This is a genomic window from Methylacidiphilum caldifontis, assembly GCF_017310505.1.
Lineage (GTDB): Bacteria > Verrucomicrobiota > Verrucomicrobiia > Methylacidiphilales > Methylacidiphilaceae > Methylacidiphilum > Methylacidiphilum caldifontis.
In genome coordinates, this window is sequence record NZ_CP065957.1 from 2,054,065 (window position 1) to 2,068,138 (window position 14,074).

The window sequence follows — 14,074 nt, forward strand, 5'->3', positions numbered from 1 at the left end:
TATGATCCAGAAGAATTAGGAGTAAAAATAGATAATTCCTTGATAATTTTTATATTATTTTTGTTTATATAACGATAAATTGGTGTTATAAATATTTTTTTTAATCTTATAGAAATTTTCATGTTTATTATCTTTAATCATTATTATTCATATTATTAAAATATATATTGTATTCTAAATACATCCATTAGGCTTTGATAATAGGTCCTTCTGCTGTAATCCAACGGTTGTGTGGGGTGGGACGCATTTCGGGAAGAGCAAAACGCCACCATCCATTTTTTATTATAGAAAGTTTATATCCATAAGTAGACAAAAATTTTATGCATTCATTTTCAAGTTGTTTTGAATGGGTTTCGATCAATATATCCAGATTTCCAGATTTTATAATGTTTCGTCCACTATGTAGAACATTCAATTCGTATCCATCAACATCGATTTTTAAGAATACACGTTCATTGGCTTTATTTAATAGACTATCTAAAGCAATTTCATCATTACATCTATTATTACCTATAAACTTATTTATAATAATTATATTATTTATATTGTAATTTGAAGATATGTTTATTTTTATATTTTCATTTAATATATCTATTACAGACATATCAGGTTCAACAGCTATTATCTTATGTGCATGATCATGTTTTATAAAATATGCTAATAATTCACCAGTTCCTGCACCTATATCAACTAACCATTTACATCTTTGAATACATTTTTTAATGAAACTATGCGTTTCTCTTTCCCATAGACCGAAATAAACCTGAGATTGACATTCTAAATCCAATTTTAGCTCTAATCCCTTAAATAGACCAAATGGAACTCTATATTTTAATCTTCCTTTTGGAACTATTAAGTTTTTTATCCAGGATAACGGTCGAATAGAAGTCTGATTTATACTCATAATTATTGTAAAGAATATAATAAAAAGTATCAAGAAAGGCAATATTTAATAAATAACAAAAAAAATATATATTTATATATTAACATTACACCTTATGAAAAGAGAAAAATAAGATCTTATAAATATGGAGTTAAAAAGAAAACAAAGATAAAAGAAAATAAATTATTCTTACGGTAAATAGCAATCATAATTAGGGTAAATCTTTATTTTCTTTGGTATTTAAAATACCGATAAGATCATTTTGAGGAATACCCGGTGAAAACCCTGCAGCCCAACACTTTTTTAAGTCAAAACCAAAAAGTTTATTAAATTGTTTTGCCCCTGATAGAACAAGCTTCCAGCTTTTCCCGCCATCTTCTGTTCGATATAAAGCATCAGATAATTTTAAATAATTTCCATTTTCTACAGCAGCAAATCCTCTACCTTCCTGGTCAAACCAGAGGGCAGTTATGGGTTTATGTGTAGGAAGCTGACAGAGCTTCCAACTTTCAGCTCCATCATTTGTTACAAGAATTTTGCCTTTATCAAATCCGATCCAACCCATCCAACTTGTGGCAAAGAAAAGAGTTTTTGGACAAGGAAGGCCTTCTGGCAATTTTATTTCTTTCCAGCTTTGGCCACCATCCTTACTCTGAACAAGATAAGGTAATTCTTTCTTATGGCCTAAAACATAGATTATGAACCCATTTTCTAATTGTATATCTCCAGGAATAGATGCTTGTAGAGATCCAAAAATATTATTAATTTTTTGCCATGTTTTTCCATGATCAAGGCTTATATAAGAAGGATAATCATTACAAAGAACAAATATTACTGGTCCTTTGCAAATTAACTGGCCAAAACCTTTAATCTGTTGAGATAATACCTCTTCCCAACTATGACCATTGTCTATTGAATGCCAAAGTCTTCCTTTTGCTTCTCCATGAAAACCTTCTAAAAGCCATATCTCTTCTGGTCCTGTAAGCTGGACATGATACCATCCTCCAGGTTCCTTTATTGTTTCCCAATGATAGCCACCGTCAACAGATTTAAAAACTCCTCCAAAACCGCAACACCAACAGATCTTTTCATTCCAGCAGTCAATATCCCAAAGATGAAAATGAGGTTTACCTAAACCAAATCCTCCTCCTGATCCTTGTGTATTGATCAGATCAAAAAAAATTTCGTAAGCAGGATAAGAAAAAGATGATGGGGATTGGCCTGCAGGATGACCTTGCCAAAAACCTTGTGAGTAACTCCAAGTAATAAAAAAGGTTATAAAAAGAAGAAGATAAAATATTGATTTTTCAACCTTGATCATGGATGGGGTTTCGACCAAAGCTCAAAAATTTATAGAAAAAGAAACAATCGGTTAAAAATAAAAACAAGGCATCAATGCCAAAAAGAAAAATTACACTGGAGGGCTTGAGAAGAGAATAGAGTAATAACTTTCCGATTAACAGAAAAGAACTCATTAAACGGTGACCCGAATATTTCCATGACACTAAAATATTATCAAATATGAGATAAATGTTACCTAAAAAATTACATAAAAGAAACATTTCAAAAGCTGGAAGGGCATGAAAGGCATAATGAGAAAATAGTCTTTCTCCAACTAGATAACCACAAAAAAGAATAAAAACTAAAAGAATAGATAAAGGAAAAGCAAAAAAAATAAAAAGTTTACTTTTTTTATATCTTTGTTGATCATCTTCTAGGAGTTTAAGTTTCCTTGAAAAATAAACACTGAATGGACCTAAAATTAGGAACACAATCTGATTCATCTTTTGATAAATTGTATATAAAGCCACGGTTGAAGCTCCACCAAAGAAAGCTCCACCAAAAGTTCCTAAGGTATGAGATAAAGAAAGTAAAACATTAGCTTGGATTGAAGGTCGAATAAACCGGATAAGTTCTTCTTTTATTTTTATTTCTTCTTTATGAAATAAGGGAATGGGATGAAGCTTTTTCTTTTGGTAGTGAAGTAAAAAACTAGCCAAAATCCAATTGATAAAAAAAGAGAATAGATCAACAGAAAGGAGAGTAGCCACATTGATTTTGTTTCTTAGAAGAATAACCAAAGGAGTTAAAATAAAAAGCCTGGATAAAGGACCTAATGCCTGAATCCCACTGTAACTTTTGAAATTGCCTAGAGCGTAAAGAAAAGATGAGCAAAATCCGGTGCGATTTTGAAAGACTCCGCATATAAAAAAAAGAAACATTAATCCCAAAGAAAGCTCTTTTGCAAAAGATCCATATACATGAAAAATAAAAAGACAAATAGCAAGAACTAACCCCAGAGAAATACCTAGTTTAAGAGATAATTTTACGCCTTCCTTATAATAAAAATCGAAAAGACTTTTACTGTTTTTTTCTTGGCTAGATAGATTTTGTAATGCAAGAGAAATTCCTCCATCGGTCCATGCGTTAGCAAGAAAGGTAATAGCCTGTCCAATAGCATATAAAGCAAAAATTTTAGGAGAAACAGTTGCTGCGAGCATAAAGAGGACTATTCCATTGGAAAGTAAACCTATTGATGCAGAACTCCATAAAGCAAAGAGGTTTTTTAAATGTCTTTTAAAAGAAGAAAGAAAAAAGCAAAAAGAAAAACTATTTTTTTTTTCAAAAGTTATAAGGTTATGATGATCTTTTTCTTGGTAATATTCATTCATTTGAAACAATAAAGGCCAAAGGACTTATTCATAAAGAATTCATAAAGACAAAATTATGGCAACTTTTTTAGCTTAAAAGCATAGTGGAGATTAATACATGGGTTGATAGATGAATGGTAATTTATTAAATTTTTTGATCCATTTGGAATGGGGTTTTCTGTAGTAGGCTTATTTTATTGGAAGCTACAAGACAGAAACCTGCAAAAAGCCAGTTAAAACCATTTATTGTACCTTGTCCAGATATTTGACCATTGAACAACACTGGGGATAAAAATCCAAAAAGGGTGAGTGGAAGAGGATCTCGAAGTTTTCTTGTTGCTGACCAACATTTAAAGCCAATATAGAAAAGCAAAAACAAGCGATATAAAAGATAAAGAAGACCAATAAAAGGTCCAAAATCAACGATGTGTCGACTCCAATCATCTTCGGCATAAATCGGTAGCTCATTTCCTAGTACGCCAAAAGCATTGCTCCCACTGCCAATTCCTAATCCCCAAAATGGAATAAAGTCCATGTTTTCTATAAATCGTAGCAAATCATCACTTATTCTTTTAATCTCAAGAAAATCTCCTTCATAACCTGCAGCACCAGTCCATCTTGTAATCATTGCTTCAACTATAGGAGTAAAAATGGTCGTGGCAAAGAAAGCTGCAACAACGCTTACTAAAAAAAGATAGAAAATAAATATAATTGTATTTCTTACTTGTCCAGATTGGAACCCCGCCAGCAAACTGAAAATGATTACAATTCCACAAGAAAAAAAAGCCAACCTACTACCTGAAATTAAAAGAGTTAAAAAGATAGCAATGCCACTTAAAGGAATGAGTATTTTATCAATCGGTTTTTTATGGGGCATTTTTATCCAAAAAGCCATAAAAAATGCAAGGCCACAAGCAATAAATAATGCTATTCCAACAACAAAAGAGAACGTTCCACTTGCCCTTTGAATATCTCCATAAACACCCAAGTTTGCAAAAGTTGTTTCGGGATCATTACCAAAGCCCTGGTTGATAGGAGAGCTACGGGGAGAAATAACTTGGAAAAAACAGAGTGGAAGCATAGGGAAAAAAAGGTAAAGTGTCCATTTCCCTAATTTTGTTAACATTTCCTTTGTTATTACCCTTTCCATTAAGAAAGGAAGGGGAAGATAGAAAAAATAATTTCTTAATCCATAAAAAACGAATAGGGTGGATTGTTCTGAAAACAGGATTTGAAAAAGACCGAGTAGAATCCCCATTCCTCCAAGTATAATGCCCAAGAGAAAAACAAAATTTGGCCTTGGCCAAAGACTATATCGAAAAGCTAAAAAATAAGATAGAAGGACAAAAGGATCACGGATAAAATAAATAATTCTTCCTTGATTGGGTAAAACCCATTTGCGTATAGCCCCTTCAAAAATCAAAAGAAAATAGATAAAAATAATGAGATGGGCAATCAATCTTCTTTTTTTTTCAATATGGTCTAGAGTTTGAACACTTTTGGCTGCTGTTTTTTGAGGTTGTTGGAAAAATTGTATCAAGAAGCTCACAATATCACTGGGTTATGTTTTTTTTTACACTTTTCTAAAATGCATTTTGGTATTTATAAGGATGGCTAATCACTTCTTTGATTAATTTTGCAAGTTGCACAAAATCCCCATTTGGATATAAAAGTCCACAATTTCCTATGGCTTCCTTAAGCCCTCCTGCTTCGGTACCAATTATAAAACAGCCCGAAGCCATTCCTTCTAAAGCAACAATACCAAATGGTTCTTTCCAAATTGAAGGAACAACAAGAATTTTATGTTTTCTCATGATTTCAGCGACTTCGGCTTCTTCTTTTTTCCCAAGAACAGATACCTGATTTTCTAATCTTTGTTGATTGATAAAATTCCTAAGAAGATTTTCTGCGGGACCAGGTCCAACGAAACTAGCAGTAAGTATTAATCCTTCCTCCTGTAATAATTTTAGAGCTTTAGCAAGATCTAAAGGCCCTTTATCTACTTCCATTCGTCCTACGAACAAGATATCTTTTTTTTCTCGTTATTTTCTGAATGATTATGAAATAAATCATTGTTATATCCATTATATATTATACATGAAGGGATAAGTAAATGATCACCTATGCTATGGCTAACAGAAACACAAGTTATCGCTCCTTTGAGAAATTGCTTATATAAAAAACCTTTTATTCCATTAAAAGAAATCCAATTTTAAATAATAATAATATATTTTTTTTTTTTTAAAATAATAAAGGCCAACCCAGTCTTAGAGAAGGATGGTTAAAAATAATTGCATCTGCCCAATTATAAATTTTAAAAAGGCTAGCAATATCTGGTTTTCTATAAACCTTATAAGGAAAAGACTCATCTTTCTCACAAGGAGTTGTTGTTAGAATGGCTACTTCAAATCCCTGTTTTAAAAACAATCGGCTAAAATTCTGCTAAAAGTTTCAAGTCCACCTAAAGTCGGCCAAAAGGTATAACTAGATAACAAAATTGTTTTTTTAATTTTCATAAAAATAAAAAATGAAAATTATTCTTATTCTTACTAAAGATTAAGATTTTTGTAATACAAAAAGAACATTATTACTGAACAATTCTTCTTCTGGAATCATAGCTAATTCCTTTTTAATTTCTTCTGTCATCCATTCTTTCCCCAACAAAGGATATTTTACTTTTTCCTCTAAAATAGTAAAATATTTAGAAAATAAACCCCTGTAATCTTTTCTCCAAAGCTTATTTAAATAAGTATTTGGGTGGAATCGATTTTTTCTTAAATGTTCCCATGGCTGACTTTTTCTTTTGAAGTGAGCTAATACGTTTGTTGGAAACCATTCTGCAAGATGTCCTCCCGCAATGCCCGTATATACCATAGGTCGAATGAGCCCAATCCCTCTTGGTCTAAGCCAGAGTGTCATTTTTTTTAGCAATATTTCCATTGATTCCATAGGAATATGTTCAAACACATCTTCTGAAACAATAAGGTCTAAGGAAGATTCTGTAATATCTAACTTTGAGGCATCACCCACCCACAGTCTTTCTTTTTTAAGGCTGAATTTTCCATTTTTAGCTTTTAACCTCTTTTCTAACTCTTTTCTTTCTTTTAGATCAAATAGGTAATACCGTATTAGTGATTTTAATAATCTTTCAAATCCATTCTCTTTATATAATTTAATCCATTCCTGGATTGTGCCATTATATATTGGAATGTCTAAATCAATTCCATATGCATCTATTCCTAAACTGATCATTGCTAAAAGTCTATAGGGTCTGGGCCCATATCCAATTTCAAAAACTTTGGAATCATAAATATTCTTCTTGCAATATTTTAAAAGATATTGGTTATATTCGTTAATATCGTTGAAAATAGAATCTATATTTAAAATAAGTTTGTCTTTGTTATAGGTACTTTTAAATTTTATCTTACCTATTGAATAAAGTTCCCTAATTTTTTCAAAAAGAGGAATTTTTGCTTCGGATGTTCTCATCTATCCATTAATGAATTTGAACATATGCTCGTGAAGTTCTATATTTAGCTTCTATACAGGCTGAAACGATATGTTCTGCACATTTTTCAATATTATAGTCTTTGATAATTTCTTTGCTTTTTTCTCCAAAATTGATCCTTAATTTTTCATTTTGAATAAGTCGTAGAAGCAACAAATAAAGTTGATGAGTATCACCTGCTTGGAATATAAAACCATTCTCGTTCTCTCTTACAAGGTCATAAGCACATCCAACTAGATTTGAAACAATTATGGGAAGTCCAAAGTTCATCGCTTCATTGACTACAAGTCCCCAAGTATCGCACACCGAAGGTAAAACAAAAATATCGGAAGCGGCATAGGCTTTTGGCAATTCTTTTTGGTCAAGAAAGCCAGTCAGAATCACATTGGGAATGTGTTCTTTGGATACTCTTTGTTGAATAAGCTCTTTTAGAGGGCCTTCCCCTGCGAAGAGCAGCCAAGCTCTTTTTTCTTGGATAACTTTTTTGAAAGCATCCAATAGTACTAAGGGTTTTTTCTCTTCGACTAATCTTCCCACAAAAAGGATTACAGGAGACCCATCTGTAATGCCTAATTCTTTTCTTATGTTTTCTCTTTTATTTTTTAATTCTAGAGCTTTTGCCTGAAAGTATGCATTATCTACACAATATGGGGCGGCACGAAGTCGATCTGGGGCTAACCCATAATATTTGAGATATTGTTTATTGGCTTTTCCTATGTAAAGACCCCAAGAAAGGCTACAAAGAATTCTTAAAGGAATATATTTTAGGATTTTATTTAACTTTTTTCTTGGGTGGAAAAGCACGTCTTCAGTTCTAAGCATGACTACTTTGCCTTTAAGCTTTTGAACCAATGCACATACCCAATTCGTAATAAGATAATAACCATGGATCCACAGAATATCCCAATCCCCTTTGAGAACTTCCTGAACAATATCAAACCTTATCCCTTCACTAAAAAAAGGAGGAATTTCAGATTTTTCACTTAAAGGTAATTTTCCCCAATTATATCCTTCAAAGAAGGGAATATTCCAATTAACATCTACTAAATAATCTTTTTTATAAAGCCAGCCCGAAGATTGAAAGGATTGGTAAATAACCGTCAGTTCAATCTCTTTTTTTTTAGATAATTCCCTGTATAAAGGAATAAAATAGTGAATGGGATGGCTTACTAAGTGAAGCACTTTTATTGGTTTAAAGCTTGAGGAAGCAGTTGTTTTACCCATTATAATAAGAAAAGAGTCCTTCTTTATAGCCTTTTAAAAGCTTACTACATCCTTCCCAATTCTTTTGTTTGATTAACTTTGTTAACTCTTTGAGGAATATAGGTAACCGAAGCAGGCAAAATAGATTACCTTTAAAAAAACCGTAATTTTTTTTAGCAAAAAGAAACTGGTTTCTCCATTGATAAAAAAGAAAATTGTTTATTTGAATAGTTCTAATTTCTTTAGGATGATGATAGATAAATAAACTATTGACCACCACAATCTTATATCCCTTTTTCCTTGCCCGTGTGCAGTAATCTGTTTCCTCCCAGTACATAAAATAATCTTCATCAAAATAACCCACTTTTTCTATGACTTCTCGTTTGAGGAGGATGCAGGCACCGTGCGTCGAATGAACAGAATAAAGATAACCTTTATGCGGTTTGATTTGAGGGAGTCCCCATAAAGATCTTTTTCTTAAATTTTCTTCTGCCCAACCTTGGGCGGTTGGAGCTAAAACGCGTGGACCTATAATTCCAATAGGAAAGGATGGGCTATCATTTTTGATCAACTCTTCAAGGAGAAGGTTAAAACATTGAGAAGGAATTTCGATGTCTGGATTGAGAAAGAATAGGAATGAAGGTAAATGGTTTTTAAAATAGGTTATACCAGCGTTTAATCCCGCTGCATAACCCTTTTTCTGAGGTTTGATGATAACCGCATCAGGAAATAAGGAACGAATTAAAACAAGCGTTTGATCTTGTGAACCTGTATCGGAAAAGACTATTTTTTTTATATAATCTTTATCGATAGCTTGATGCAAAGAATCAGCCAAAGATTGAAGATGCTTTTCACTATTATAAGTAACAATGATAATGCCTACTTGGTTTTTAAAAAGCTCATTCATGCAAGGCTCAGGAGTCAAAGATATTTCAAAGCCGATCCTTGGTTTTTCCCTTCTTTTCTGAATATGGCTACAACCTCTTCTCCAGAATAAGGAGAAAAAAATAGTCTCCAAGGAGATAAGATGTATCCATGAAGTTTATCAAAGAGACTGACTTTAAAACTTTTGCAATGACCATGGATCCTAATCGCTTTGCTCTGGGCAATATCCAGATGTTCGTTTCTCCAGGTTGTTAATTCACAGTATCTTGTTTGGATACCTAGTTGTTCGCATATATAATGAAATCCTATAGGGCTAATCAAAATCAAGTGTCTTGGAGGCTCAAGCCCTCTCCAAGAAGGACCAAAGATTTTTGCCCATTTGCCAATGGGATTAGGTGAGATGCTGACAAGTGTTCCTTGGGGTTTTAAGGAAGAAAAAAGTTCCACAAGGACTTCTTTGGGATTAGGCAGATGCTCGATTACGTGAGATAAAGTAATAGCATCATAAAATTCTTGTTTTAGGCTACATTCTTCGATTGGAGATTCGATTACAGTGATACCTAGATCCTTGCAAATTTTAGCTGCGGTTGGATCCGGTTCTATCCCTTCAACTTCCCATCCTAACTGTTTCATAAAGTAAAGAAATGCTCCGTTTCCACAACCTACATCAAGTAGTTTGCCTTTAGAATGTCCAGCCAAATAGCGACATTCTCCTTGTGCTGCCATTTTTATTGGAGAAAAAAGAGTTAATAGCTGACCGATATATGAACTTTTTAGTCCCAGTGAAGACAATTCCTTGCGATAACCCATTGCACTAAGCTCACTGACCCATACTTTCTTCCAGAACTGAGAAATGAAATTCTCTTTTCTTTTTATCAAGAAGATTTTATCGGATTGCTCATGGGTATAATAGTCTTTAGGATAAAGCTTTGGGATATCTTCCCTAATAGGCATTGGATCCATCCAGAGTGAAAAGCAATTTTGACATCTCCTATAGGACCATTTTCCAGGGATATCACCATAGGGATCCGTCGCCTCTTTGATTTCAGTTTTGCCTGAGCCGCCACAAATAGGACAAAAAATTATAGGTTCTAATCTGATTTTCATTCACTTTGATCTTTTAGTTAGCAATCTTTATCGAAGCCATTTCTTCGTAAATTTCTATAAGCTTCTGGGCATAGCCCTTCCAGTTATGGCATTGAAAGACACTAGACGCGGCATTTTCTCCCATCTCTTTGCAGAGAAGAGGGTTGCGGTATAAATATTCAAGACAATAAGCAATTTGTTCTGAAGACCTGATTCCGACGACAAAACCATTTATCTCCTGTTTTATAACATCACAAGCTCCATTATGATCTGTTGTAATCACAGGCAAGCCGCTGGCCATCGCTTCTAGAGTACTTACGGCAAAACCATCCTCAAGGGAAGGAAGAACATATACTGAAGAATCTTGATAAAAGGCAGCTACTTTTTCGTAGCTACAATATCCTAGGTAACGAAATATATCTTTGTATCTCGATAAAATAGGTTTCATCGTTTCGTCAATTGCCCCAGCTAGACAAAGTTCAGCATGGGGAAGCTTAAGCTTTTTCCAGGCTTCCAATAAATAGACCTGCCCTTTTCTTGGGGTGATTTGTGCAACACAAATTACCCTAAATATGTTGTCTTTTCTTGGTGATGGTTTAAACCGCGAAACATCTACCCCATAGGGAAGAATCTTTATTCTATCTGCTGGATAACCCTCTTTGATAAAACTACATTTGACCCATTTTGAAGAAACGAGCAGAAAATCAGTTTCTTTAATTTCCTCAACTATTCTTTGAGCTCCTTTCCAAAGATGGTTACGCTTGGGCAAACCTAACCTTTCATCTTCTTCGGCTAAGATTTGAGAAAAGACATAAGGATGCGCATTAACTGGTTCTCCAAGAGTAAGACTTCCTTCTGAATGTGCTCTTTGAAGAATTTTTAGAGCAGTGCCATGAAGCATCACATGCCAAAGCTTTGCTTTTGTCCAATGTTTAAGGACTCCTTCTTCCCAAAGAGAAATATAATGAAATATAAGGCTATTTTGATATTTACCCTTAAGAATTTTTGCGTGTAAACGTAGAAGATATTCTTTGAGCCAAAGGTTTTTTTCTTTTTCAGGGTAATCCTTAAGAATTTTCCGATTAAAACGATGTGAATAATAAAACCTCTGTAAATAGCCTTCTTGGGCTAAAAAGGGGACATAATTGTGGTAATGAAACCGACCACAAACCGCAATGTTTACAGGTATACTCATTGAACAGACCCATGGAAATACCGAGAAAGGATTTTTTCTGCCATCGGTTTCTTTTGCAACGAATCCACAGCTTTTTGTTGTGCTAATTCCACTACCTTTGACAAAATAACAATTGTAGTTACCAGATAAAGCATATTAGCCATAAGACTCATATTAAAATTGGCTACTCCCTGAAAAAGGCCAGCAAAAAAAGAAGATAAAGCTCCAATCGCTAGTTTTTTGTTTTTTTCATCAATTGTTTTTAATTTAAAGCTATTAGCGATAATAACTGTGCTGATAAAAATCATGACGGGTATTACACCCACAATCCCTCCTTCGACAAGAAGTTCCATGTAATCACTTTCTGCATGAGCAACCCGGTGTGGACCAGGAAAAACAGTCCGTACCAACCCAAAAGCATCTTCGAAGCCCCCTAATCCAACACCTGTGAGTGGGAAAAGCTTCCAGAGCTTGAGTGATTCTTCCCAAATTTTTCCTCGTGCTTCTTCATTAACCGGAGTTTTGATTATTCTTTCGGTTGCTTCCAGGAATAGATCTGAGGGTAACCAAAGAGTAAAAAGAACGGCTGAAAAAATAAAAGCAAAAAGGAAAAAGCTTAACCTTTTACTCTTGGTTTCATTAAAAGTGATAATAATAGCCATGAGAAAAAGGGAAAAAAGAAAACTGCCGATCACTCCCCTGGACTTTGACATGAGCACACCGGTTGAAATAACCAGAAGGAAAAAAAGAAAAAGATATTTTTTAAAAAAATCTTTATCAGAGTTTGCTCTAAAAGAGAAAAACTCTTCCTTACTGAATGAAAAAGAATATTGCGAAAGAAGAAAACCTAACCCTATAGGAACAATCATAAGAAGAAGTCCGCCCATGTGCGTTCTTAAGACATAAGGCCCAAAAGGATCTCCCCCTTGTGTCAGTTCCCTTATCCAGTAAAGCTTTCCATTGAAAGTGGCTCTTTGAATCACTCCGAATAGAGTTAAGGCTAAGCCGTTTACAATCATGGTAAGAATGAGAGTAGAAATTTCTTTTTTAGAAGAAAGAAGTTGATAGAGCAAAAAAGCATAAAGGGCTAAAGCGCTAAATTCGAGTAAATAAAAGTAGGATTCTTTTGGATTTAGGGATAAACACAAAGGAGAAGAAAATTCTATTCCTTGAGGGAAGTTTGTTAAAGAAGAAATAGTTTTAGCTAATTCAAGACGTTTGGGAGAAAAAAAGGAGATAACTTGAGGGGGGAGGGGAATGATTTGAAAGAAGAGGTAAAAAAGAAACACTATCCCAGCTATAAACCCAGGGAAAAACCGTATGTTTTCTTCTTTTTTTTGGAAGGTCCACATCACAAAAGCCAGTAAAATACAAAAGAAAAGGAATTGCTTTGCCCAATGTTCTACGGCACCAAAAAGCCATGGAGAAACAATGAATACGAAGTAGAGAATAGGCTTAGGATGAAGAAGATCCTTCAGGATTTTCTTGAGAGTCATTTTCAAAAGGATCATCTCCTTCTTGTTGTTCATCTCCAGAATCTTCATCTTCGGGAGAGGATTCTTTATTTTCAGGAACTATTTCTTCAAGTTGAACCTTATCAATCCATGCTTTACCGTAGAGTGGAATTTCCCATTCTGGGCTTTCTTTCCATCTGATTCTAAGATAAGAAGTTCCCACGGTTTTGGGAGTCCGTAAGGTTGTTTCAACAACTCTCCACTTTTTACTATTACTTACAGGGACAGTGCTCCCAAGGATCTGATCGTTGTTTTGGTCATACACATCTAGAACTATTCCTGAACTACTTACTATATCTTCAAACCTGACTGCTCCAGAAAGGTGGTAATATTTTTTGGGTTCGAGCACAATGAGCTGTTCGACAAGCACATGATCATGGTTTGGGTCTATCCCGATAAATTCGATGGACAAAGAATTTTTTTTAGAAAAAGCCATTTGCTCATCTTGTTTTATTTTCATGAATGAACTGCGAGGATGAAATTTCCAACCAAACCCCCAGTTTTGAAAACTTTCTTCGAAATCCCCATTCCAGACCATGGCATCAGAATTCATAAGGGAGTTCCACACTCTTTTTGCTTCTTGAAGCTCATTAGCGCTGATTAAAAAGTTTACATATTTTTTAGAAATCTCTTGATCAAAAAAATTCTTACTTACTGTTGTCCCCATGTTCCATACTGTCTTAGCCTCTTCAATCCATTTTTGATCAATAGCCAATAGGAGATAAGCGGATAAGGAACTAGGTTTATTTTTATCTATAAGGGCAAGTCCTCCATTTACTCCGAGTATACTTTTAGCTAAGTAAACGGCTGTTTTCCTTAGCTCATCATCGGTTTCAAAGACAAATTTAAGTTCAACTAAAGCCTGTTCTGGTCTGTTCAGTTCGATTAATAGTTCAGCAATATTGAGCCTTGTGGGACTCACCGGTCCGCATCTTGCTGCTACATACTGGACAATTGACAAGGCCCGAGATTCATTCCCTTCAGAGAGCTGTTTTTCAGCTTCTTTTAACCAATAAGAAGAATTTAATGGCCTTAAGGAAGGATTATCAAAAATATGAAAAAAAGATAATCCTAAAAGGAAGACCAAATAAAGAACAATGAAAATCTGAAAAACAGGAAAAGATTCAACTGAGTTATTCAGTCTTAAAGTATTTTTAAACATTAACTCTT

At 34.1% G+C, this 14,074-nt stretch carries 12 protein-coding genes; all 12 read right to left on the reverse strand.

The genetic code is table 11. The features are described 5' to 3' along the window. Positions 1-187: 187 nt before the first annotated feature. Complete coding sequence (locus IT6_RS09500; protein ID WP_206826305.1) at positions 188-904, reverse strand: FkbM family methyltransferase; 717 nt, start codon at positions 902-904, stop codon at positions 188-190. Positions 905-1,094: 190 nt separating this feature from the next. Then, positions 1,095-2,204, reverse strand: a complete 1,110-nt coding sequence (locus IT6_RS09505; RefSeq protein WP_206826307.1) for a WD40/YVTN/BNR-like repeat-containing protein — start codon at positions 2,202-2,204, stop codon at positions 1,095-1,097. Then, the gene (locus IT6_RS09510; RefSeq protein WP_206826315.1) at positions 2,191-3,555 is read right to left on the reverse strand and encodes a lipopolysaccharide biosynthesis protein; all 1,365 of its coding nucleotides are present in this window, start codon (positions 3,553-3,555) and stop codon (positions 2,191-2,193) included. The genes IT6_RS09505 and IT6_RS09510 overlap by 14 nt, the downstream gene beginning before the upstream one ends. 124 nt (positions 3,556-3,679) lie before the next feature. Continuing rightward, positions 3,680-5,083 carry a hypothetical protein gene (locus IT6_RS09515; protein WP_206826317.1) on the reverse strand — a complete coding sequence of 468 codons (1,404 nt, stop codon included), beginning with the start codon at positions 5,081-5,083 and terminating at the stop codon, positions 3,680-3,682. A 34-nt stretch (positions 5,084-5,117) separates the two neighbouring features. Next, on the reverse strand, positions 5,118-5,543 hold the full coding sequence (locus IT6_RS09520) for a glycosyltransferase family 4 protein (protein WP_206826319.1): 426 nt from the start codon (positions 5,541-5,543) through the stop codon (positions 5,118-5,120). A gap of 547 nt (positions 5,544-6,090) precedes the next feature. Then, positions 6,091-7,023, reverse strand: a complete 933-nt coding sequence (locus IT6_RS09525; RefSeq protein WP_206826321.1) for a class I SAM-dependent methyltransferase — start codon at positions 7,021-7,023, stop codon at positions 6,091-6,093. Positions 7,024-7,030: 7 nt separating this feature from the next. Then, on the reverse strand, positions 7,031-8,224 hold the full coding sequence (locus IT6_RS09530; RefSeq protein ID WP_206826323.1) for a glycosyltransferase family 4 protein: 1,194 nt from the start codon (positions 8,222-8,224) through the stop codon (positions 7,031-7,033). Between the two features lie 34 nt (positions 8,225-8,258). Further along, positions 8,259-9,152: a glycosyltransferase family 2 protein gene (locus IT6_RS09535; RefSeq protein ID WP_206826326.1), complete on the reverse strand. Its 894-nt coding sequence runs from the start codon at positions 9,150-9,152 to the stop codon at positions 8,259-8,261. Positions 9,153-9,166: 14 nt separating this feature from the next. Then, positions 9,167-10,237, reverse strand: coding sequence for a class I SAM-dependent methyltransferase (locus IT6_RS09540; protein WP_206826328.1), 1,071 nt, complete (start codon positions 10,235-10,237; stop codon positions 9,167-9,169). 13 nt (positions 10,238-10,250) lie between these two features. Next, positions 10,251-11,411, reverse strand: a complete 1,161-nt coding sequence (locus tag IT6_RS09545) for a glycosyltransferase family 4 protein (protein ID WP_206826330.1) — start codon at positions 11,409-11,411, stop codon at positions 10,251-10,253. Further along, positions 11,408-12,901, reverse strand: a complete 1,494-nt coding sequence (locus tag IT6_RS09550; protein WP_206826332.1) for an O-antigen ligase family protein — start codon at positions 12,899-12,901, stop codon at positions 11,408-11,410. Before IT6_RS09550 ends, IT6_RS09545 begins: the two co-directional genes overlap by 4 nt. Next, complete coding sequence (locus IT6_RS09555) at positions 12,846-14,066, reverse strand: carbohydrate binding domain-containing protein (protein WP_206826333.1); 1,221 nt, start codon at positions 14,064-14,066, stop codon at positions 12,846-12,848. The genes IT6_RS09550 and IT6_RS09555 overlap by 56 nt, the downstream gene beginning before the upstream one ends. Between the last annotated feature and the right edge of the window lie 8 nt (positions 14,067-14,074).